Source organism: Pseudomonas sp. E1BtOHC1 (genome assembly GCF_058744285.1).
Genome location: NZ_CP196023.1, coordinates 4,470,338 through 4,492,975, shown reverse-complemented (window position 1 = coordinate 4,492,975; position 22,638 = coordinate 4,470,338). Strand labels below are relative to the sequence as shown.

Annotated in this window: 17 protein-coding genes and 2 pseudogenes; 1 reads left to right on the top strand and 18 read right to left on the bottom strand. The window is 64.8% G+C overall.

Annotated elements, in window-relative coordinates; all coding sequences use genetic code 11:
- Window positions 1–42: 42 nt before the first annotated feature.
- The 17 genes and pseudogenes from ACSSVC_RS20240 to ACSSVC_RS20160 form a co-directional block, all read right to left on the bottom strand.
- A complete protein-coding gene (locus ACSSVC_RS20240) occupies window positions 43–1,020 on the bottom strand; it encodes an autotransporter domain-containing protein (RefSeq protein WP_346634305.1) in 978 nt (325 codons plus the stop codon).
- A 356-nt stretch (window positions 1,021–1,376) separates the two neighbouring features.
- Window positions 1,377–2,066: an alpha/beta hydrolase gene (locus ACSSVC_RS20235; RefSeq protein ID WP_346634306.1), complete on the bottom strand. Its 690-nt coding sequence runs from the start codon at window positions 2,064–2,066 to the stop codon at window positions 1,377–1,379.
- Window positions 2,067–2,172: 106 nt separating this feature from the next.
- Complete coding sequence (locus ACSSVC_RS20230) at window positions 2,173–2,979, bottom strand: endonuclease/exonuclease/phosphatase family protein (RefSeq protein WP_404936940.1); 807 nt, start codon at window positions 2,977–2,979, stop codon at window positions 2,173–2,175.
- Window positions 2,980–3,063: 84 nt separating this feature from the next.
- Entirely contained in the window at window positions 3,064–3,822 is a 759-nt protein-coding gene (locus tag ACSSVC_RS20225; protein ID WP_346634308.1) for a PIG-L deacetylase family protein, read from the bottom strand.
- Window positions 3,823–4,242: 420 nt separating this feature from the next.
- Complete coding sequence (glgX, locus tag ACSSVC_RS20220) at window positions 4,243–6,402, bottom strand: glycogen debranching protein GlgX (protein ID WP_492611252.1); 2,160 nt, start codon at window positions 6,400–6,402, stop codon at window positions 4,243–4,245.
- Between the two features lie 116 nt (window positions 6,403–6,518).
- Entirely contained in the window at window positions 6,519–6,818 is a 300-nt protein-coding gene (locus tag ACSSVC_RS20215) for a DUF2934 domain-containing protein (RefSeq protein ID WP_446440499.1), read from the bottom strand.
- A 21-nt stretch (window positions 6,819–6,839) separates the two neighbouring features.
- Window positions 6,840–9,626 carry a malto-oligosyltrehalose synthase gene (locus ACSSVC_RS20210; protein ID WP_492611251.1) on the bottom strand — a complete coding sequence of 929 codons (2,787 nt, stop codon included), beginning with the start codon at window positions 9,624–9,626 and terminating at the stop codon, window positions 6,840–6,842.
- Window positions 9,623–11,704 carry a 4-alpha-glucanotransferase gene (gene malQ / locus ACSSVC_RS20205; RefSeq protein ID WP_492611250.1) on the bottom strand — a complete coding sequence of 694 codons (2,082 nt, stop codon included), beginning with the start codon at window positions 11,702–11,704 and terminating at the stop codon, window positions 9,623–9,625. The genes ACSSVC_RS20210 and malQ overlap by 4 nt, the downstream gene beginning before the upstream one ends.
- Window positions 11,701–13,497 carry a malto-oligosyltrehalose trehalohydrolase gene (gene treZ, locus ACSSVC_RS20200; RefSeq protein ID WP_346634313.1) on the bottom strand — a complete coding sequence of 599 codons (1,797 nt, stop codon included), beginning with the start codon at window positions 13,495–13,497 and terminating at the stop codon, window positions 11,701–11,703. Before treZ ends, malQ begins: the two co-directional genes overlap by 4 nt.
- A gap of 14 nt (window positions 13,498–13,511) precedes the next feature.
- Entirely contained in the window at window positions 13,512–15,080 is a 1,569-nt protein-coding gene (gene glgA, locus ACSSVC_RS20195; RefSeq protein WP_492611249.1) for a glycogen synthase GlgA, read from the bottom strand.
- Window positions 15,081–15,563: 483 nt separating this feature from the next.
- Complete coding sequence (locus ACSSVC_RS20190) at window positions 15,564–16,517, bottom strand: D-2-hydroxyacid dehydrogenase family protein (RefSeq protein ID WP_346634315.1); 954 nt, start codon at window positions 16,515–16,517, stop codon at window positions 15,564–15,566.
- A 220-nt stretch (window positions 16,518–16,737) separates the two neighbouring features.
- Window positions 16,738–17,175: a YqaA family protein gene (locus ACSSVC_RS20185; RefSeq protein ID WP_492611248.1), complete on the bottom strand. Its 438-nt coding sequence runs from the start codon at window positions 17,173–17,175 to the stop codon at window positions 16,738–16,740.
- Window positions 17,172–17,621, bottom strand: coding sequence for a DUF411 domain-containing protein (locus ACSSVC_RS20180; RefSeq protein WP_492611247.1), 450 nt, complete (start codon window positions 17,619–17,621; stop codon window positions 17,172–17,174). The genes ACSSVC_RS20185 and ACSSVC_RS20180 overlap by 4 nt, the downstream gene beginning before the upstream one ends.
- Window positions 17,622–18,017: 396 nt before the next feature.
- The gene (locus ACSSVC_RS20175) at window positions 18,018–18,473 is read right to left on the bottom strand and encodes an SRPBCC family protein (RefSeq protein ID WP_492611246.1); all 456 of its coding nucleotides are present in this window, start codon (window positions 18,471–18,473) and stop codon (window positions 18,018–18,020) included.
- Between the two features lie 80 nt (window positions 18,474–18,553).
- A pseudogene (locus ACSSVC_RS20170) lies at window positions 18,554–19,075 on the bottom strand (methyl-accepting chemotaxis protein); the annotation flags it as partial.
- A 339-nt stretch (window positions 19,076–19,414) separates the two neighbouring features.
- Window positions 19,415–20,485, bottom strand: a pseudogene (locus ACSSVC_RS20165) (cache domain-containing protein); the annotation flags it as partial.
- Between the two features lie 114 nt (window positions 20,486–20,599).
- Window positions 20,600–20,905: a hypothetical protein gene (locus ACSSVC_RS20160; RefSeq protein ID WP_492611245.1), complete on the bottom strand. Its 306-nt coding sequence runs from the start codon at window positions 20,903–20,905 to the stop codon at window positions 20,600–20,602.
- Window positions 20,906–21,004: 99 nt separating this feature from the next.
- On the opposite strand from ACSSVC_RS20160, the gene ACSSVC_RS20155 reads away from it, so the two are divergent.
- Window positions 21,005–21,541, top strand: coding sequence for a hypothetical protein (locus tag ACSSVC_RS20155; protein WP_346634321.1), 537 nt, complete (start codon window positions 21,005–21,007; stop codon window positions 21,539–21,541).
- A 50-nt stretch (window positions 21,542–21,591) separates the two neighbouring features.
- Here the strand turns inward: ACSSVC_RS20155 and ACSSVC_RS20150 are convergent, their stop codons facing one another.
- Window positions 21,592–22,587 carry an aldo/keto reductase gene (locus tag ACSSVC_RS20150; RefSeq protein WP_492611244.1) on the bottom strand — a complete coding sequence of 332 codons (996 nt, stop codon included), beginning with the start codon at window positions 22,585–22,587 and terminating at the stop codon, window positions 21,592–21,594.
- Window positions 22,588–22,638: the final 51 nt, after the last annotated feature.

The following is a 22,638-nucleotide window of genomic DNA, read 5'->3' as shown; positions in this document are numbered from 1 at the left end:
TAATGGCGAACAGGGGCCATTACCGGCACCTTACTCAGTGCATCACCAACGCATGCGCACGCCCAGGCTGCCGATCAGGCCATTGAGGTCGTTGTCATCCACATCGCTGCTGTAGTCGGCACTGACATACAGGCTGACAGCGGGGGTGACTCTGGCCACCAGCCCCAGGCCAACCTCTACGGTGGAGGCGTTGCGGCTGCTGCTGATCTTGTCCACCTGGCCCAGGCTCAGGGTGTCGCCGCTGTAGACGGTGTGCCAGAGGTTGGTGCGCACATAGGGTTCCAGGGGCAGGCCGTTGACGTCATAGCGCCCTTGCAGACGTGCTCCGACCCGGCCGCTCCAGGCGTTGAGGTCGCTGCCGGTGCTGCCACCGTCCAGGCGAATGCGTTGGTTGATCACCTGGGCCTGAGGTTCGATCACCCAGTTGTCACTCAGGCCTATGGCCACGCCGCCCTGTACGGAAAAGGTCAGGGCGTTGCCTTCGGTGGTCAAGGCCCGGCCCTGTTCATTGCGACTGAAACCGCTGACCCGGCCGCCGCTGGCGGACATGTCCAGACGCCAGCCTCGGGCATCTTGCAGGCTCCAGAAGGCGCCCAGGCCTTGCCCCTGGACGCTGAGCCCGGCATTGCGTGGGTCGTTGACGGTGGCAGGGGCGCCGCCTTGGGTGAGCTGGTAGGTGTGGGTGCTGCTCAGCAGGCCGATGCGCTGGGTGGTGCCGTTGTTCTGGATGCTGTAGAGCAGGGGGCCCTTGCGCGGTTCGCTGCCTGCGCCGGGCAGCGCCAGGTAGCCGACTTCAAGGTGCGCCGGCAGTCCGGGCCGGTCCAGGACCGCGAAGTCGCTCGGGCGCGGGTTGTCCAGGGGGAGGGCGCTGATCGGCAGGCTGCTTGAAACTGGGGGATAGCCGGTGTTGTCGGTGTCCTCCCCCGGGGACGCCGCGACCTCCATGGAGCACAACAGCAGGGGTGTGCACAGGCTGCACAAGGTGAGTGGCAGAGGGCTTGAGGTGAGTGAGGTATTCATGGAGGTCTACCTTGCAAATGCATGCTTTATCTCGTTGGGGCGCCTCTCCCACCCCCGTTCGAGAGGCAGCCGGATTCAATCGGGTAAAGTCCGTCGACCCGCTCTGCAGCAGGTGTTTTCGGCCTTTTCCCGGTTACTGTTTCCAGGGGTGGTCATGTGTAGCTAAGGAGAGAGCAGGGGGCTCGTCAAGAAAATGCCTGACAAATGGAAGGGTTATTTCAGGGTGTCCAAATAGCTGAAAATTGGCGCTTATCGGGATGCCTGGGATGCGGGGTGGAGCAGAGTCGTCAGGAGGGGGCAGCCCCCGGGCATACCTGCTGCCAGTGCCCGGGAGCAGGTATTGCCGAGGGGCAGGACTACAGGGACTGCGCGGCTTCGATGATCAGCGCAGCCACGGCAGCAGGCTGGGAAGCGAGGGAGGCATGGCTGGCGTCCAGGCGCAGGACTTTGCGCGGGTTCAGGCGCGCCGCCATGCGCTCCTGGTTCTGCGGGGCGATCATGCGGTCGGCGTTCGATACCTGGTACCAGGAAGGTTTGTCACGCCAGGCCGGGGCCCCGAGGGTGTCACCGAAGGTACTGGCCAAGGGAGCTTTCTGGGTCAGGCCCATCACCAGGCCCTCCTGGGGGCTCAGGTCCTGGCAGAAACTCTGCTGGAAGCGCTCGGGCCGAACCCACAGGTAACCGTCGCTGTCAGGCTCCAGATTGGCGGCACCTTCGGGCACAAACTCCTGGGTCAGGCCGCCGGGGCTCTCACCCTGGTCGGGGGCGAAGGCGGCGATGTACACCAGGCCTTGCACATTGGCTTCATGGCCGGCCTCGGTGATCACCGCACCGCCATAGGAATGGCCCACCAGCAGCACCGGTCCGGCTTGTTGGGCCACCAGCTTGCGGGTACGGGCGACGTCCTCGGCCAGGGAGGTCAGGGGCAGTTCCACCGCGCGGATCTTCTCGTAGCCCTGGTTCAGCAGTTCGACTATGACCCGGTTCCAGTGGGCGGCACCGCCCCAGAAGCCGTGAACCAGGACGATCGTGGGTTTATCGCTCATCGTTTGACTCCTTCTGCGCGGACAAGGGCCGCCCCGGGACGGATGCCCCGGGGTTCATGTCCGGGCAAAAGCATGGACGAATCTGCTTTCGGCGGGCTTTCTTTGTTCAGGGATTCTGATGTGCGGCCACGGGCGGCAGTTGCACCTCGACCGCCAGAGGCAGGTGATCGGAGAGATGGGTCCAGGGCTTGTTGCCGAGGATCTGCGGCCGGTGACTGCTGGCATTGCGCAGGTAGACCCGGTCCAGGCGCAGCAAGGGCCAGCGCGCGGGGTAGGTTTTGGCCGGGCGGCCGTAATGGCGTTCGAAGGCTTCGTGCAGGTCGTCGCGTCGGCCCAGGGTGACATTGCCGTGCATCTGCCAGTCGTTGAAGTCGCCGGCAATGATCACCGGTGCCTCCTCGGGCAGGGATTCGAGCAGTTGGCAGAGCAGTGCCAGTTGCAGTTGCCGGTGGCTTTCCAGCAGGCTCAGGTGCACGCAGATGGCGTGGACCTCGGCATATCCGGGTACATCCAGGACGCAGTGCAGCAAGCCGCGGCGCTCAGGGCCGGTGATGGAGACATCCAGATTGCGGTACTGGCGGATCGGATACTTGGACAACAGGGCGTTGCCGTGATGACCGTCGGGGTACACCGCATTGCGGCCGTAGGCGTAATCGCTCCACATGCTGTCGGCGAGAAACTCGTACTGCGATTGCTGCGGCCAGTTGTCCAGCCGCGACGCGTGGCGTTCATGCTCGCCCAGCACTTCCTGGAGAAACACCAGGTCGGCCTGGGTGCTGCGTACCGCTTCTCGCAGTTCCGGGAGAATGAAGCGTCGGTTGAGGGCGGTGAAGCCCTTGTGGGTGTTGACGGTCAGGATCTGCAGACGCTGGATGCTTCCCGGCTGGGGCTGGCGGGTGGACTCGCTGCTCACGCTCGCTCCTGTGATTCAGTGACGGTTACTCATGGGACTGATGGCCGGCACTCACGTTCAGCTTATTTTCCGCCCGGGCCCGGCCTACATCAGGATGATTTCGTAGGGCAGGCGCAGGCGCTCCAGCAGAATCGGCGACAGCGACGGTTCCAGGCCGATCTCCGGTTCGCCCTGCAACTGGCTGGCGTAGGCGTGGGCCGCGTGGCGCTTGCGGGCCACGGTCCAGGTGTCCAGGCGCAGCTTGCGTGCCCGTTGCCAGGGAATCTGGTGCTCCTCGCGCGAGGACCAATGCCAGGCCCAGATCGGAATCTCGTAAAAGCGTGCGCCCACCTGCCCGGCAGCCTTGGCCGCGGCCCGGCCCACGGCCTCGTGATCGAGGTTGCCGTCGCCGCGCCAGGTGCTGAACACCACATCGCTGTCGCGCAGGTAACGGCTGATGAATGGCACCAATTGCTGTTCGCGCTCGCTCAGGGCGCTGTCGGCAAAGCCGCCACGAATCCACTTCAGACTGTGCAGGGGCAGGCCCAGGCGACGCAGGGCTTCGGCGCTTTCCTGGGGCCGGAACACGCTGAGGCGGCGCTTGGGCCACAGCTCCGAACCTGGGTGACTGGCGCTGCCGTCGCTGATGGAAATCAGTTGCAGGGGGTGGCCATGGTGGGCGAGCACTTGCAGCAGGCCGCCGCTGGCCACCACTTCATCACCGGGGTGGGGGGCGATGATCACGGCCCGGGAGCCGGGTGGAACCAGATTGCCCAGGTTGATGGGGGGAACGTCGGCCAGATGGCGGGCACCGTTCCAGATCTGGCTGGGCCAGCTGCTGTCTATTGCGGTTATGGCTTTCATGAGGTGTCACATCCCTGTTTTCCGGGTCACGGCAATGGCGCCTGAACATCCGTTCAGTGGCGACCCTGGGTTTGCACGCACGCTGATTCCATGGCATCTGCCTCAGCGTGAAGTACCGGTGCTCCATACCTTTGGGGCACCCTGATCCGAGCGCAATCATACTCAGCCCGTGGCTGCCTACACAGAGGATTGAATTGAATTTGTCGATTGCGACCCGTTTCTCAGGGTAGTCGCATTTTGTTGTCAGGGCCGAGGTCCTGACGAAAGCCTGGAATTTGTCGGTGTTTGGCGTGCCAGCGAAGGCATCGGTGAATTGGCGCAGGGTCTGTTCGCCGGCAAGCCGGCTCCTGCGGGTTGTGGTGGATTGTAGGAGCGGGCTTGCCAGCGAAGGCGGCATCGAGGGCGCTGCAAGCCTTGCGCTCAGTCATCCTCTTCATGCTGAAGTTCGAAGAACAGCAGCGAACGCCCGGTCACCGAATATTCGTGACCAAAGGCGAAGCGCTCCTGGCCGCGCACCGCCGGCTGGTGGGTGTCGAGCATGCAGGTCCAGAACTCTCCGGCGGGCACGTGCGGCAGGCGGAAATTGACGATGTCGTGGTGGGCGTTGACCACTAGCAGCACGGTGGCATCCGCCCCGGGGCGGCGGATGCCGGTTTCCTGGGCGCGGCCGTCCAGCAGCATGCCCAGGCAGCGGCCATGGGTATCCTGCCAGTGCTCGGTGGTCATTTCGTTGCCGTCGGGAGCCAGCCAAGTGACGTCCTTGACGCCAATGTCCTCGTTGTAGTTGCCCACCAGGAAACGCCCGCGGCGCAGGATCGGGTAGCTCAGGCGCAGCTTGATCAGGCGCTTGACGAACTTGAGCAGCGACTTGCCGTCGGCATCCAGCTCCCAGTTGACCCAGCCGATCTCGCTGTCCTGGCAATAGGCGTTGTTGTTGCCGTGCTGGGTGCGGGCGAACTCGTCGCCGGCCACCATCATCGGCGTGCCCTGGGCCAGCAGCAGGGTGGCGAAGAAGTTGCGCATCTGGCGCAGGCGCAGGGCATTGATCTCGGGGTCGTCGCTGGGACCTTCGACGCCATGGTTCCAGGACAGGTTGTTGTTGCTGCCGTCCTGGTTGTTCTCGTCATTGGCCTCGTTGTGCTTGTCGTTGTAGGACACCAGATCGTGCAGGGTGAAACCGTCGTGGGCGGTGACGAAGTTGACTGAAGCATAGGGGCGGCGGCCGCGCTGGTTGAACATCTCGCCAGAGGCGGTCAGGCGTCCGGCAAAGTCCGCCAACTGGCCGTCGTCGCCTTTCCAGAAGGCCCGTACCGTATCGCGGAAACGATCGTTCCACTCCACCCAGCCCGGCGGGAATTTACCCACTTGGTAGCCACTGGGGCCACAGTCCCAGGGTTCAGCGATCATTTTCACCTGGCGCAGCACCGGGTCCTGGCGGCACGCCACGAGAAAGCTGTGGCGCTCGTCGAAACCATCGTGATAACGACCGAGGATGGTCGCCAGGTCGAAGCGGAAGCCGTCCACGTGCATCTCCGTGGCCCAGTAGCGCAGCGAGTCGGTGACCATCTGCAGCACGCAGGGGTGGCTCAGGTCCAGGGTGTTGCCGGTGCCTGAATCGTTGATGTAGAAGCGCTTGTCGTCGGGCATTAGGCGGTAGTAGGAGGCGTTGTCGATGCCGCGCATGGACAGGGTCGGGCCTTGCTCGTTGCCTTCGGCGGTGTGGTTGTAGACCACGTCCAGAATCACCTCCAGCCCGGCTTCGTGCAGGTGGGCGACCATTTCCTTGAATTCGGCGATCTTGCCGCTGGCCAGGTAGCGCGGGTCCGGGGCGAAGAAGGCGATGCTGTTGTAGCCCCAGTAGTTGGTCATGCCCTTGTGCAGCAGGTGCTGGTCGTTGACGAAGGCGTGGATCGGCAGCAGCTCCACCGACGACACCCCGAGCTTGCGGATGTGCTCCAGCACGTCATCCACCATCAGCCCGGCAAAGGTCCCCCGCAGGTTCTCGGGCACCGAAGGGTGGCGCATGGTGAAGCCGCGCACGTGGGTTTCGTAGAGGATGGTCTTGTCCCAGGGCACGCTGACCCGCTGGTCGTGGCCCCAGGTGTGGGCCGGATCGATGACCTTGCACTTGGGCACGAAGGGCGCGCTGTCGCGCTCATCGAAGCTGAGGTCGGCGTCAGGATGGCCGATGGTGTAGCCGAACAGCGCCTCGGACCATTTCAATTGGCCCACCAGCTGTTTGGCATACGGGTCGATCAACAGCTTGTTGGGGTTGAAACGGTGACCGTTGGCCGGATCATAGGGGCCGTGCACCCGGTAGCCGTAGATCAGCCCGGGGTGAGCGTCGGGCAGGTAGCCGTGGAAGATCTCGTCGGTGTATTCGGGCAGTTCGATACGTTCCAGCTCCACTTCGCCGGCGGCGTCGAACAGGCAGAGTTCGACCTTGGTGGCGTTGGCCGAGAACAGCGCGAAGTTGACGCCCAGGCCATCCCAGGTGGCGCCCAGAGGGAAGGGCAGGCCTTCACGGATGCGCGAGGGTTCGTTTTCGGGAGTCGACGGGGTCTGCTTGGATCTGCTCATGGTTGCTCCTGCAAAAAGGATCGGAGGGCCAGCCGGAGGTTTTCCGGGGCGCAGCCATCCTGGGTGGCGCAGGGGCGCGCCACCGGTTTAGGGCGATAGACGGGGCGGGAGTGTCGTCAGTGCGCTGGCGGCTTGCGCGGGCCCCGGGGTTTCTTCGCCGCAGCAGGCTTCTCGCCCGGCGGCACTACCACCGCGGCGGCCGACTTGGCCCCGGGTTTGCTCGCGCTCTTGCTGGCCGGCTTGGCCGTGGCAGGTTTGGCCTTGGCGGTCTTGGGCGGCTGGCTGGGGGCCAGGGCCTCGGCCTCGGCGAGCTTGCGGGCCATTTCCCAGTGTCGGGCTTCGTGGCCCTCCGGTTTCCCTTCCGACTCCCAGATCTGATAGGCGAATTCACGAATGCGTTTGTCGTCGGTACTCATCGAAATGCTCCTGGACTGAACTCAATGTTGAATCAAAAGGTTGAGCGGAAAGTCTTGCAATACGGCGCTGATCAGCAATTCCTTGTGGGGTGTGACTGCTCCGGTTGAAAAAAGTCCATTCAGGTTGCGGCCCGAAGCGGTGAACGGTAGTTGCACCCGGGTATCGCCCCATCGCTGCGCATCCACCTGGGGGATTGCACTGTCATCCAGCAGGCCGGCCACCCGGATCGGCACTATCACCACGGCCCGTTGCTCCTGGTATTCACGCATGAACGCCAGCACCCGACCGGCTTCCTGACCCAGCACCGGCAATGGCTGGTAGCTGCCGCGCTGGAACAGCTCCGGGTATTGACCGCGCAGGCCCAGGGTGCGGGCAATCAGGCCCTGCTTGATGCGTCCGTCACGCCACTGGACCAGCCACTGCCGAGGATCGCGCGGGCTGTCCAGAGCCCGTTGCCGGGCCGGGTAGTCCGGCAGTCGGCGGTTGTCCGGGTCCACCAGGCTGAAATCCCAGAAGTCGTTGCCCTGATACAGGTCCGGCACCCCCGGTACGGTCATGCGCAGCAAAGTTTGCGCCAGGCTGTTGAGGGCGCCGCCAGGAGCGATGCTGTTGGCGGCCGCCGCGAGCGACTGGCGCAGGGCCAGGCCTTGCGGCGAGCCCAGCACGGCGCTGACAAAAGCCTGCACTCCCTTTTCGTAGTCAGGGTTGGGCGCTGCCCAACTGCTGTGCAGCTTGGCTTCACGCAGGGCCTTGAGTTGCCATTGCCAGATGCGCTGGGCATAGCGCTCCAGGCCCGGCTGATCCTCAGCCTGCAAATCCAGAGGCCAGCTGCCCAGGAGGGTTTGGTAGAGGATCAGTTCATCGCCCGCCGAGGGGGCGTCGGGGTGCTGGCGCAAGGGTGCGGCCAACAGTCGCCAGCTGGCCACCTGACGGGCATACCAGGGAGCCCGCTCACTGAGCAGGGCCAGGCGCGCGCGGCTGTCTTCGCCGCGCTTGTGGTCATGGGTGGCGCTGGTCAGCAGGTTGTCGGGGAAGCTCTCCAGGCGCTGCTGGCAAGCGCTGTGGAAGGCCGAGATCGGCGCGCTGAACTGTTCGCTGTTGAAGCCCACGTCATTGCGCGCCAGGAGCACCGCCGAGCGGTAGAAGGCGGTGTCTTCCACGGCCTTGGCCGCGGCTGGCGAAGTCAGTTGCTGGAAGCGCACGCAGGCGTGGCGCAACAACTTGCGCGCCCGGCCCGGTGGCTGCCGGCGCCAGCCCTGGCCACCGAGCCAGCGTTCCAGGCAGTCCAGCACCGGCCAGTCGGCCTCGCTCAGGCTGCCTCGGGCACCGTCCATGGCCTGCTGGAAAAACAGCTGGTCCTGGGGGCCGCGGCCCTGGGCGCTGATGTAGGTGCGATACACCGCAAAGTGCACGATCAGCTCCTGCAGCGCCCGGCGGATGGCCCCCAGGGTCAGGTCGCGGCTCATCAGGTCCAGCCGTGCCACTTGCAGCAGCGCCTGGGCCACGTTTTCAAAGTCGCCGGCCAGGGAACCGTTGAGGATCTGCCGGCGTGCCAGCAGGGCTTCCTCGCCGAATTGCGGCGAACGCTGACTGTGCCGGCTCCAGAGTTCCGCCAGCAGCGGCTGGCCGTCGGGCGCCTGTTGCAACAGCGACAGCTGGTTCATGAATTCGTAGCCGGTGCTGCCGTCCACGCCCCAATCGCGATGCAGGGTCTCGCCAGGGCCGAGGATCTTCTCGACGTAGATCGGCAGGTGCTGCCCCGGGCGCAGGCGGTCGACCCGGCGCCGCAGCTTGCGGCAGTAACCCCGGGGATCGGCCAGGCCGTCGATGTGGTCGATGCGCAGGCCATCCACCAGATTTTCTTCGATCAGCTGGAAGATCTTCGCGTGGGTGGCTTCGAACACGGCCGGGCGTTCGACCCGCAGCCCCCCCAGTTCATTGACGTCGAAGAAGCGTCGCCAATTGATGTCATCGGCCGCGGTGCGCCAGCTGGCCAGGCGGTAGCTCTGTTGTTCCAGCAACTGATGCAGACGGGTGAAACCGTCGGCCTGGCGCGAGTCGTAGCGTTGCAAGTGGGCGTCGATGGCCTGGCGTACTGACGGCTGCTGCAGTTGGTGTGCCAGGGCCTGTTGCAGGGGCCGGGCCTGGGTATGGGCGTCGCTGTTGAAGCGCAGCGCAGCAAAACCGTCGGCCAGGGACTTCAGGGCGGCGCTGGACTCGGCGTCCAGCGGCTCGGGGAGGCGCAGCAGTTGTGCGTAGTCCCAGGGGCAGATGGGAAAGTGGTGTTCATGGTGCTGCACATGAAAGCCACCCAGCTCGTCGTCCAGTTGCAGCTTCAAGCTGCCTTCCTGCAGCGCCACGCCATAGTCGCTGCCAAGGAACGGCAGGAGCAGTTGGCCTTCCATCAGCGGGTCCGCCGAGTGCCACTGGATATCGAAGAATTCGCCATAGGGGCTCAGGCGCCCCCATTGCAGCAGGTCCAGCCACCAGGGGTTGTCGCTGCCGCCCACGGCCATATGGTTGGACACGATGTCGAGGATCAGACCCATTTCATGTTGACGCAGGGCCGCCACCAGACGCCGCAGGGCCGCTTCGCCCCCCAACTCCGGGTTGACCCGGGTCGGGTCAACCACGTCATAGCCGTGCTGGGAGCCGGCTCGGGCCCAGAGCAGGGGGGAGGCATAGAGATGGCTGATGCCCAGGCGAGCGAAGTAGGGCACCAGGGGCACGGCGTCATCGAGGGTGAAGCCTTGATGAAACTGCAGGCGCAGGCTGGCCCGCAGCAAGGGCAGGGACGGCAAGGTCATCGGTCACGCTCAAGGGCTTGTTGCCGGGCGCAGGCCAGCAGTTCCAGGCGCCGGGCGGCATCGCTGTCGTCCAGCAGGCGCCGGCTGGCACTGGCCAGGCGCCGGCGCCAGTTGGGATGGCTGTCGAGGGTGCCGGGCAGGTTGGCCTGCTCGTCGATGCCCAGGGCATCTTCCAGGGGCAGCAGCACCAGGGGCGCGCGGGTATGGCCGAGAAAGCGCACGCTGGCGTCCAGCACTTGATCGGCTTCGTGGGCCTCTTGGTGAAAGTTCTGTGGGTCCCTTGCCAGGGCCTGGCGCAGGCCGTCACGTTCGCGCTGGCGGTGTTCGCGCCATTGCCGCGCCCCTTGTTCATCCACCATGCCCAGGTGCAGGTTCCAGTCGATGTCGCGGCCCTGCCACCAGCCGTTGAGGGTCGGCAGATCGTGGGTGCTGGTGGTGGCCAGGGCGTTGTCCGGCCAGTCCAGGATCGGCTTGAAGTGGCAGCCGTGATCCTGTTCGAACAAAAGCACGCGCATGCCGAGCATGGCCCGGGCGGCGAGTTTTTCCCGCAAGCCGTCGGGCACCGTCCCCAGGTCCTCGCCGAGGACAATGGCCTGGTGCCGATGGGATTCCAGGGTCAGCAGGCGCAGCAGATCGTCCACTGGGTAATACAGGTAGGCGCCGTCGCTGGGAGGCGCCCCCAGAGGAATCACCCAGAGCCGTTGCAGGCCCATCACATGGTCGATGCGCAAGCCGCCGGCATGGGCGAAGTTGGCTCGGAGCATTTCGATGAAGGCGCGAAAACCATGGCGCTGCAAACCTTCGGGAGAGAAGGCCGAGATGCCCCAACCCTGGCCCTGGCGATTGAGAATGTCCGGTGGCGCACCCACGGTCAGGGCTGCCAGCAACTGCTCCTGGCGGCTCCAGGCCTGGCTGCCGCCGCCGTCGGCGCCCACCGCCAGGTCGGCGATCAGGCCGATGCCCATGCCGCTGCTGCGGGCCGCGCTCTGCGCCCGTTCCAGGCTGCGGGCGATCAGCCATTGGCAGAAGGCATGGAAGCCGATTTCATGAGCCTGCTCCTCGGCGAACCGGGCCAGGGCCGGGCTCGCTGGGTTGCGCCAGTGTTGCGGCCAGTGGCGCCAGTCCGGGTCTTCGCCGCGGGCGGCGCGCTCGGCCTGGATGGCTTCGAAGCGGCAGTGGTTTTCCAGGGCTTCGCCGGCGCTGCGCCGATAGCTGGCGAAGTCCTCGTGCAAGGGGTGCTGGCCATGGCAGAAGCCTTCGTACAAGGCGCGCAGCGCTTGCTGTTTGGCCTGGGCCGCCTGGGGCCAATCGATCAGCGGTTGCTGTTCCAGTGCCTGCAACGTCTCGCCAAGGCCACAGGATTCGATGGCGCTGCGCCAGGCGCGGTCGCCGAGAATGGCCCCGGGAGCGGCATACAGGCTGTTGAGAAACAGCCGGCTGGAGGGCGAATAGGGGCTGTAGCGTTGAGGGTCGCTGCTGAACATGGCATGCAGCGGACTGATGGCCAGGGCATCGGCGCCGCGCTCGGCGGCTTGCCGGGCCAGCTCTTCCAGCGCCTGGGTGTCGCCGAATCCGCCGTCACCGGGGCGGCGCAAGGCATACAGCTGGACACTCAGGCCCCAGGCACGCGGCGTGGGCTGGGCCACGGCGTCGGCCACGCTGTAGCAGCGTTCGGGGGCCACCGCGAGGATGAAGTGTTCCTCCTCGATGCGCACCGAGTGGTAACCCACCGGGATCTGTCCTGGCAGTACGCTCTGTTCATCGAGCAGCAACGACAAAGGTTCGCCATTTTCCAGTTCGATGGCACAGCGGGTCCCGGGGGCGAAGTACCGAGCCAGGTCCAGGCCCTGGCCGACGTCGGCGGTCAGCAACGGTGGCAGGTGTCGGCTTTGCTGCAGCTGGTGCAACTGCTGCAGGCTGTCGGCGATTTCCTGGTCGCTGTCGGCGGGGTGGCCAAGGCCTGCCAGCACGGCCCGCAACACCCGAGCCTCAACTTTTTGCGGCCGGCCGTTGGCGTCGGTCCAGTCCACTGCCAGGCCGGCGCGGCTGGCGAGTATTTCCAGTTGCGCATCGCTCATAGGCGTTCTCCATGGGGGGCGGTGGGGCAAGGCCCGCTGTCCAGTTGCACCAGTACGCTGAAGGCCGGTAGCCAGCCCTGCTGCCAGTGCTCAAGGGTGTGCGGTGGGTGTTCGAACCAGAGTTGCGCTGTTGCTTCGGGCTCCAGCTCGACCCGGTGCGGGCTGAGGTTGAGGTCGATGCGCAGCAGGCTGCCGTCTCCCAGGCGCCAGCGTGCGCTCAGGGCACCTTCGGCCAGCACTTGGCTGTCCATGGCCTGGGCACCGGGCAGGCGCGGGATCAACTCGCGGTGCCGGATACGTAGCAGGCTGCGGTACAGCTCACGGGTCGTCTCGGCCTGTTTCGACTGGGGCAGGGGGCGTGACGCCTGGAAGGTCGAGAGGGCGTTGGGATCAGGGATGCGCTGGCGCTGCGCGGCGTCGGCAAAGGCGCTGAAGGCGGCGAACTCGTTGCGCCGGCCTTGGCGCACGGCCTCGGCCAGTTCCCCCTGATGGCTGGTGAAGAACAGGAACGGCTCCTGGGCCGCCACTTCATCCCCCATGAACAGCAACGGAATCATCGGTGACAACAGCAGCAACACCGTGGCCGCCTGCAGGGCCTGGGTCGGCGCCAGTTGGTTGAGGCGCTCGCCGAAGGCCCGGTTGCCGATCTGGTCGTGGTTCTGCAGGAACAGCACAAAGGCGCTGGGGGGCAGGTGGCCGCTGGGTTCGCCCCGGGGTTCGCCGTGGCGGTTGGCATGGCCCTGGAAAGCGAAGCCCTGGCTCAGGCAGCGGGCCAGTTGCGCGGTGGGTTCGTCGGCGAAGTCGGCGTAATAGGCGTCGGTTTCTCCGGTGAGCAGCACGTGCAGGGCGTTGTGCCCGTCGTCGTTCCACTGGGCGTCGAAACCCCGTTGCAGCAGGCTGGCCTGGTTGAACTCGTTTTCCAGGTTGAGCCACACATGGCGCGAAGCCGGCACCGCCTGGCGTACTCGCTGGGCCAGTTCATGGAGGAAGTCCGGGTCGTCGATGGCGTGCACGGCGTCCAGGCGCAGGCCGTCGAAACGGTAGTCCAGCAGCCACATCAGGGCGTTGTCGATGAAAAAGTCGCGCACCTGTCGCCGGCGAAAGTCGATGGCCGCGCCCCAGGGAGTGTGCAGATCCTCCCGGAAGAAACCCTTGGCGTAGCGTTGCAGGTAGTTGCCGTCGGGGCCGAAGTGGTTGTAGACCACGTCGAGGATCACCGCCAGGCCCAGGCCGTGGGCGGCGTCGATTAGGGCCTTGAGGTCGTCGGGAGAACCATAGGAGGCTTCCGGGGCATAGGGCAGGACGCCGTCGTAGCCCCAGTTGCGCTCGCCGGGAAACTCCGCCAGGGGCATCAGCTCGATGGCGGTCACCCCCAGGTCCACCAGCGCCGGCAGGGCCTGCTGCACCGCCTTGTAGCCGCCCATGACGCCGACATGCAGTTCGTAGATCACCGCCTCGTGCCAGGGCCGGCCACGCCACTGTGGCTGCTGCCAGGGGTAGACGTTGTGGTCGACCACCAGGCTGGGGCCATGTACATCGCCGTCCTGGGCCCGGGAGGCCGGGTCCGGCACCTGGATCTGCCGATCGAGGGTGAAGCGGTAGCGGCTGCCCGCCGGGCAACGTGCCTGAATCACGAACCAACCGTCAGCCTCGGCCAGCATCGGCAGTGACCGGCCGTCCGCCAGTTCCACGCAGACCTCACGGACATCCGGGGCCCACAGGGCGAACCGGGTGTGTTCGCTGTCCAGCATCACTGCGCCATGGGTCCAGCTGTGCCGGGTGCTTGATGGCATCGATCCAGGCCCCCTTACTGTCTGGCAGCCTGCCCCAGGGCCTTGGCCACCAGTTGTTCGTAGAGTTCGGCGTAGGGTTCCACCGCCTTGCACCAGTTGAAAGGGGCCGCCATGGCCCGGCAGCGCATGGCGTTGAGCAGCGCCGGATAGGCGAAGACCTTGAACGCCCGGGTCAGGGCTTCCTGGTAGCTGGCGACCGTGGATTCGTCGAAGAGGAAACCGGTGACACCATTCTCGATGGTGTCCGCCAGGCCGCCGGTGTTGCGCGCCACTGGCAGCGAACCAAAGCGCTGGGCGTACATCTGGCTCAGCCCGCAGGGCTCGTAGCGCGACGGCATGAGCAGGAAGTCGCTGCCGGCGAACATGCGCCGGGCATCGGTTTCATTGAAGCCGATATTGACCCCGATGCGCCCGGGAAAGCGCCGGGCCAGGGCCCGCATGGATTGTTCCTCTTCCGGTTCGCCGCGCCCGATGATGGCGATCTGGCCGCCGCTGGCGACGATGAATTCGGCCACGCCCTCGGTGAGGTCCAGGCCCTTCTGGTAGACCAGCCGCGAGACCACGGCGAACAGCGGGCCGTTGCTGGCGTCAAGCCCGAACATTTGCCGCACATGGGCGGCGTTGGCCGCCTTGCCGTCCCAGTCGCCCATGCTGAAGGGGCAGAACAGGTGCGCATCGGTGGCCGAGTCCCAGCTTTCGTCGATGCCATTGGGGATGCCACTGAGCAAACCTTGCTGGGTCTTGCTGGCGAGAAAACCGTCGAGTCCGCAACCGAAGGTTGGGGTGGTGATTTCCTGGGCGTAGGTGGCGCTCACGGTGGTGATGTGGCTGGCGTAGGCCATGCCGGCCTTGAGGAACGACAGCTTGCCGTAGAACTCCATGCCTTCTTGTTGCAGGGCGTGTTCGGGAATGCCCAGTTCCGGGCACGAGGCCAGGCTGACCACGCCCTGGTACGCCAGGTTATGGATGGTGAACAGCGTCGGCGTGCGCTGCCCGCGCCAGTGCATGTAGGCCGGGGCCAGACCGGCGGGCCAGTCGTGGGCGTGCACCAGATCGGGGCGCCAGTGGATTTGTGCCAGGTTGGCGGCGATGTCGGCAGCGGCCAGCCCCAGGCGGGCAAAGCGGATGTGGTTGTCGGGCCAGTCGCGGCCATTGTTGGCGCCGTAGGGCGAGCCTTCGCGCTCGTATAGCTCCGGGCAGATCAGTACATAGATCACCAGGCCGTCGGGCATGTCCATGCGCCCGATCTTGCAGGCCGGCAACGCCGCGTGGCCCCCCAGCTCGCCGATGATATGGATGGGGTTCTCGCTGTGCAGCACCTGGGGATAGCCGGGGATCAGCACCCGCACATCGTGCAGGTGGGCCATGGCCCGGGGCAGGGCAGCGGAGACGTCGCCGAGACCGCCGGTCTTCACCAGGTCGGCGATTTCCGAGGTGACGAACAGCACCCGCTTGCGGTTGGGGTTCTGACGAGCCAGCGGCAGTACGGTCTTGCCTCCAGGGATGGAAATCGCCTGGGGGGCACGTTCACCGGCCTGCTGTTGAGGATGCTCTCCCTGAGTGTCCAATGCGGCGCTGATCATAGGTCTCTCCCGTTTTATTGATCTGTTCTGGTGACTCAAGCGCTACTGTCGGGCCATTCCTGTGGCCGGGCGCAATCGCGCCACACATCGATCAGCCTGAGCTGCTCGAGCGCTGCAGCAGAAAGGATGGAGGAGCCGTTGCAAGGAATGCACCAGTGGCAGCGGCCCTACCTTTAACCTGACCTTGGGCCGAAGCGAAAAGTTTCGACTTTTTCAATGCAAAAGTGACCGCTCGGTCACGATGCGAAAAGCAGTCTAGGACAGAACCTAGAGCGGTGCCGGGCGGGGCGGGGTTTTCCCCCGGGGCGGGAGTTGGACAACGGATTTATCCCGACGAAAGGTCGGTCGTGCACCGCCGCAGAGCGGGGGCGAAATGGCCTCGGCGCGAAAACGGTGAGGGCGCGCGAGGGGGTGGTGCAGGCACCTGGCGGCCTTGCCCGAAAATGGGCAAGGCCGCCGCGGGAGAGGCTTGCGGTGTTGCGCTTAGTTGAGCGGACGGATCGGCTGGCCGGCGTGCCAGGCCTGCAGGTTCTCGATCATCTGGGTGAAGAACTGCCGGTAGTTCTGCTGGCTGACATAGCCGATATGGGGTGTGGCCAGGACATTGGGCAGGCGCCGGAACGGATGGTCGGCGGGCAACGGCTCGCGGGCGAACACATCCAGAGCGGCTCCCGCCAGGCGGCCCTGCTCCAGGGCGGCGATCAAGGCCGCCTCATCGACGATCGGGCCCCGGGCGGTGTTGACCAGCAAGGCCTCGGGCTTCATCCAGCCCAGGGCCTGGGCGTCCACCAGGCCACGGCTGCGTTCGCTGAGTACCAGGTGCACCGAGAGCATGTCGGCCTGCTCGAACAGCTCCTGTTTGCTGACCAGGGTTGCCCCGGCGATGGCCGCGCGCTCGGCGGTGAGGTTCTCGCTCCAGGCAATGACCCGCATGCCGAACACCTGGCCGAACTGCGCCACCCGCTGGCCGATGCTGCCCAGGCCGAGAATGCCCAGGGTCTTGCCGTGCAAGTCGCCCCCCAGGCCCTGTTGCCAATGGCCGGCGCGCAGAGCATTGGCTTCATTGAGCAGATTGCGGGTCAGAGCCATGAGCAGGGCCCAGGTCAGTTCCGGAGCGGCGTGCTTGTAACTGTCGGTGCCGCAGACCTGGACCCCCAGGGCCGTGGCGGCCTTGAGGTCGATGGCGGCGTTGCGCATGCCGCCGGTCAGCAGCAATTTGAGCCGGGGCAGGCCTTGCAGCAGGGCTGCGTCGAACACTGTGCGCTCGCGCATCAGGCAGATTACCTGGAAGGGCTGCAGACGCTGGATCAGCGTGGCGTGGTCCGCTGGATAGTCATGCAGGAAGCTGACCTGGCCAATGCCTTGCAGCACCGACCAGTCCACCACGTCGCGGGCCACGTCTTGCCAATCATCGATGACCGCAATCTGTACAGCCATGTTCAGGCTCCTTTCTGGGGGACGGTTCACGTGGCCTGGCAGGGCCTGTTGACGCAGCCGATCATGTCGCAGATTGGCCTCGGGTTCCATTTACAAAAGCCATGGTTAACGGTGTAGGAGCCGGCTTGCCGGCAAAGAGGTCTGTGAAGTGGGCGTTTGTCGTGAGGGCGCTTTCGCTGGCAAGCCAGCTCCTACGGGGGGGCGTGTGCGTGGGCGTGGTTCAGCCTAGCCAGCCCAGGGTCAGCCACACCAGCACGGCGTAGCGGGCGCCCTTGGCCAGGCTGACGATCAGCAGGAAACGCTTGAGGGGTTCGCCCATGACGCCTGCCACCAGGGTCAGCGGATCGCCGATCACGGGCATCCAGCTCAGCAGCAGCGTCCAGTGGCCGTAGCGCTGGTAGTGCACCCGGGCCCGCTCCAGGTGACGCGGGCTGAAGGGAAACCAGCGACGGTCCTTGTAGGTGTCAAGGCGCCGCCCCAGCCACCAGTTGACCAGGGAGCCCAGGACGTTGCCCAGGGTCGCCACCAGCCAGAGCCCGAGTACCGCCAGTTGGCTGTTGTGCAGCAGGCCGACCAGCAGTGCTTCCGACTGCAGGGGCAGCAGGGTGGCGGCGGCGAAGGCGGCGAGAAACAGGCCGAGGTAGGCGCTGGCGATCAACGGGCCGGGTAGTCCGCTACTACGACATCCTGGCCGTCACGGGTCAGGCCGATGACCTGGAAGGCCTCGGCGCCCATGCCGTCCATTTCCATGCCGGGGGAACCCATGGGCATGCCCGGGGCGGCGATGCCCAGCAGGTCGTTGCGCTTGCGCAGGGCCAGGACCTGTTCAGCGGGGACATGGCCTTCGACGAATTTGCCGTCGATCACCGCGGTGTGACAGGACCCCAGGCGCGGGGCGACACCCAAGCGCTGCTTGACCGCGCTCATGTTGCTTTCCACGTGGTCGGTGACGGCAAAACCGTTGTCCTGCAGGTGCTCGATCCACTTTTTGCAGCAGCCGCAGTTGGCGTCGCGGTGCACGTCGATGGGGATCAGTTCGCCAGCCTGAGCCAGGGAGCTGATCAGCAGGGCGGACAGGGCCGCCAGACGCAGTGAAGTTTTCATCGAAAGTCTCGTTGTCGCTGTTGAATAAGGGGCGCTGGCAGGGCCGGGCCCCGCGGGTGCGCGCTCGGGGTGGTGCATTTTGCGGTTTTTTTTGCCAGCTGCCGGGGGCTTTTGTTTCAAGTTGATACCAAGCTCCGGGAGCGGATGAAGGGTTCTAGAATCACATCCGTCACCGCAAAACCAGACAGGCACCGTTGTCCGGGGCGTCATCGTTGCTGGCGTAGTCAGCGGTCCGCGCCTTGCAGGCCGACCACCAGGGCCTTGACGAGGGTGCGTCGGGACGGGGTGTGCCTTGAGGTAGGGAGCGGCATGGCAGGCTTTCAGTCGGTCAGCGGATTGGAGGGGACTCTAATCAGCGCTGGCTGTCAGGAAACTGAGGCGGGCATTACAGATTTGTCAGTCGTCCGGGTGCTCCAGACGTTGCTTGAGATTGCCCAGGGCCTGGGTCGAAAGCTGCTCCATGCGCGCCCGCAGGCTGCTTAGTTGCAGGTCGGTGCAATAGTCCAGCGTGTGCCGCAACAGCGTGCCGTCGTCTTGCTTGTTCAGTTGGTAATGGACAGTGCCGTCCAGGGCCGCGGAGCTGAAGACGACCTTGAACTCTTTGGGAAATACCGCGATCAGCACACGATAGCTCATGGGGATCTGTACCCCGAGGAGATTCATGACTTCGCTGAAGCGGTGACCCGTCGGCAGCGAGCCACACAGACCGGTGTCGGCCCGCAGGCTGGATGGGTGCCACTCCGGCCAGCGCTCCGGTTGGGTGACGTAGTAATAGACAGTGTCGATTCCGGCCTGGATATACAGTTCATGGCTGATGCGCTCTTGCAGCAGATGTGATTGGCGCTGGCCCATGTTGCCCCCCACTTCCTTGTGACCTGAGGCTGCAAATATAGCCCCGCCGTGGCGCGTCGCCAGCGGCGGGGGCCGACCGTTCAGCGGACTTTGAAGCGGCCCATCAGGTGGCTGACCCGGGCATTGGCCTGCAACAGGCTCTGGGTATTGCTTTCACCGGCCCGGGCACTCTCCACCAGCTCCTCGACCATGTGTCGGATGCTGACCATGCTGCGGTTGATCTCCTCGGTCACCGCGCTCTGCTGTTCGGCAGCGGTGGCGATCTGGGTGCTCAGACTGTTGATCTGATTCACCGAGTCGGCCATTTCATCCAGACCGCTGTTGACCCGGGCCGTGGCGTCCGCCGCGGACTGGCAACTGGCCTGGGTGTTTTCCATGGCGCTGACCGAGGAGCTCACGCCCTGGGTCAGGCGGCTGAGCATTTCGTTGATCTGCGAGGTGCTGTCCTGGGTCCGTGCGGCCAGGGCCCGGACCTCATCGGCGACCACGGCAAAGCCCCGTCCCTGTTCCCCGGCCCGGGCCGCCTCGATGGCGGCGTTGAGGGCCAGCAGGTTGGTCTGCCCGGCAATGGCACCGATCACCCCGAGGATCTCGGTGATGCGTTGAGCGTCGGCTTGCATGGCCTCGACCTTGTGGGTGGCATCAGCCACTTCGTCGATCAGCGCGATGACACTGCCGGAGGCTTCGCCTACGACGACCCGCGAGTGTTCGGCATGCTCGTTGGCGCGCCGGGTGAAGTCCGCGGTCTGGGCGGCGTTGGCCGCGACACTGTCGGCCGTGCTGCTCATCTCGGTGATGGCGGTCACTGTCTGATCGGTTTCCGAGGCGTGCCGCATCAGTATCTGTTGGCTGTGGGCCGAGGTCTGCTGCAACTGCGCCAGGCTGCCGGCCATGGCTTCGGTGGCCTGGGTGACTTCGCCGATCATGTTCTGCAGGTACTGGATGAAGTGGTTGACCGAGTGACCGATGGCCCCCAGTTCGTCCTCGGCGCGGATCACGATGCGTCGGGTCAGGTCGGCGTCACCGGTGGCCAGTGCATCGATATTGCCCTTGAGGATCTTCATCCGCTGCACCAGTTGGCGGATCGCATAGACCTGCAGCAGCACCAGCAGGATCACCATGGGGATCTGCAACAGGCTCAGGGTGCTCAGCACGTCGTCGCGCTGGGCAGTGATCAGGTGGGTGGGCAGGGCGCTGGCGAGGAACCAGGGGGTGCCTTCAATGGCGCGCATGAAGAAGGTGCTGGGCACCCCGGCGTTATCGAACTCGATGCGTTGCGCGTTGTTGTCGCGACGTTCCAGGGCGCTTTGGACCTGGGCCGCGAAGGGCGAGCCGGCAGCCAGTTCGCGGATGTTCTTCAGCACGATCGGGCCGTTGATCCGCGAGCTGTTGCTGATGATCTTGCCGTCGGCTTCGACGATCAGCATCTCGGCGTCGAGCTCCTTCTCCTGACGGGCCACCAGATCGTTGAAGAAACCCAGGGTGACGTCGATGGTGGCCACGCCCCAGGGCTGGCCGTCGCGACGGATGGCCATGGCGCAGTTGGTGCGCGGCTCGGCGCTGGCGTCGTCCTTGTAGGCCGCGGCCCAGGCGCACTGGCCGGGAGCGGTCTGCATGCCGCCCTTGTACCAGGACTGGTCGTAGTAGTTGGGCGCCGGGTCGCTGTTCCAGAAGGTGTTGACCACCAGCTTGCCGGACGCATCACGGTGCCAGAAGGTGCTGTGCTTGTTGCGCTCCGGGGTGCGCTGGCCGGGCAGGGGCCAGATCCCGCCGCCGAAGACCTTTTGCTCGCCGTACTGGTCCACCAGGCCCGGCAGGACCTTGTCGATGCTGTCGCTGTCGAGCAGGGGGATGGTCTGGGTGATGCTGCGTTGCTGGGCCTGGACCTTGTTCAACTCGCCCTGAATGCGCTGCGCCACTTCGGCGATGCGATTGAGGGCCACTTGTTCCTCGGTATGGCGCAGCTTGGGCGCCACCAGTTGGCTGATTCCCACGACCGTGAGCACCAGCATCAGGACAATGAACAGGACCAGAAAGAGCGTGTAGCGGGCTTGAATCGTGCGCAAAGCGGGCATGGGACCTGTCCTTACCGAGCGTTTTTTATTGTTTGGAGAGGGTGAGCCTTGTCAGGGCATCCACAGGATGTCGGCGCGGTTTTTGTGCTCTTTAGTACGTTCGTCCAAAAAAGTTGGGTGGTGTTTAAAAAAGCTGTCGCAGGTGACACGCAGGAGGGGCCGACAGCGGCTGAACGGTTCAATCGTGAGCATGAAAAGATGACGATTTGAAGGTTGCGCAAACAGCCGGCGCCGCTTAAATCGGGCCTTTTGGCTAATTGTGTCGAGTTTGTACAAAAATTGTAAATTGCGGAAATAAAGCGTTGTTGGGAAGTCGTCCTGGCGTTGATACTTGCGCCCATTCAGATGATTCAACACGGTTTGCGCCCAGTTTCAGACGCTAGACAAGACTTTTCCGGTCTTCTCTGAGCCAGGCTGAACAGGGGGATTGGCAAGCCGGACTACAGGAGTGTCAGCATGGCAATCGGATACGTTGGAGGCTGGACCAGCAAGGCGGGTCTGTTGGTTCAGGACGGCGGTGGCAGCGGTTCTTCCAAGCCGGTCTCGCAAAGTGCCAAGGTACGGCAGATGTTGAGCCTGGTGGGAAGCAACCCCACCGTGCTGGATATCCGCAAGATGGACCAGTTGAAGCTTCACAAGCAGATCAAGGGTTTCGACCCGACCAACGTGACCACCAAGTCCCTGGGTGGCATGAGCACCTTTCTCAAGAACAATGGCCTGATTTCTGACATCACCGCGCTGAACCTGATCAACGCCGGCGACAAGTTCGACCGTTTCGGCATTCCGAAGAACCCGGATGAGCCGTTCAATGCTCTTGAATACTTTGCGATGAAGCTCGATGACATCCAGAGCAACAACATCAAGGGCAACAAGTACGCCAACTACCTCGTTCCCGAGTACAAGAAGGCGATCTACGTTCTGCAGAGCCTGCAGAGCTATGGCAAGGGCAACGGCACCACGGTGACCGACAAGAACGTTTCCGCCAAAGCCTGACCCACCAACGGCGCGCGCTCCCTGGTCGAGCCCGCGCCGCGTTCCCTGCGTCAGCGATCCAGCAGCGCCATCACCTCCTCGGTGTACCGGGGGCCGGCGGTGGTCTGCGGGCTGAAGATTGCCTCCAGCGAAGTCAGTTCCCCGGCACTCAGGCGGATCTGCAGCGCTGCCACGTTTTCCTCCAGATAGCGCCGTTGCTTGGTTCCGGGAATCGGAATCAGGTAGTCGCCCTGAGCCAGTACCCAGGCCAGGGCCAGTTGCCCGGCACTGACCTGTTTGTCCGCCGCCAGTTGCTGCACCTGCGCCACCAGTTGCAGGTTGCGCTGGAAATTCTCGCCTTGGAAACGTGGGTTGGAGCGCCGGAAGTCATCGGCGGCAAAGTCGTCAGGGCTTTTCAGGGCGCCCGTCAGAAAGCCTCGACCCAGAGGGCTGTAGGGGACAAAGGCGATCCCCAGGCGCTGACAGGCGGCCAGGCAGCCGTTGTCTTCCTGGTCCCGGCTCCATAGCGAGTATTCACTTTGCAGGGCGCTGATGGGGTGTACCTTGTGGGCGCGCTCCAGGGTGCTTGCCGACGCTTCACTCAAGCCCAGGTAGCACACCTTGCCGGCCTTGACCAGTTCCGCCATGGCGCCGACGGTCTCTTCGATGGCCACGTCCGGGTCGACCCGATGCAGGTAATACAGGTCCAGGGTGTCCACGCCCAGGCGCCGCAGGCTGCCGTCGATGGAAGCACGCACGTATTCGGGACGGCCGTTGACGCCGCGGGCATCCGCGTCGCCCGGATCGCGGACGATGCCGAACTTGCTGGCCAGGAACACTTGCTGACGCTTGCCGCGAATCGCCTGGCCGATCAATTCCTCGTTGCTGTGGGGACCGTACATATCGGCGGTGTCCAGCAGGTTGATCCCCAGTTCCAGGGCTCGGTGCAAGGTGGCGATGGCCTCCTTGGGGTCGTTGCCGGTGGTATAGAAATCGCTCATGCCCATGCAGCCCAGGCCAATGGCGGAAACCTGTGGACCCTGATGGCCAAGTTGTCGAGTGTGCATTGCCGATTACTCCGATGAGTGGGGAAGAGCGCTCAGTTTGCTACTCGACAA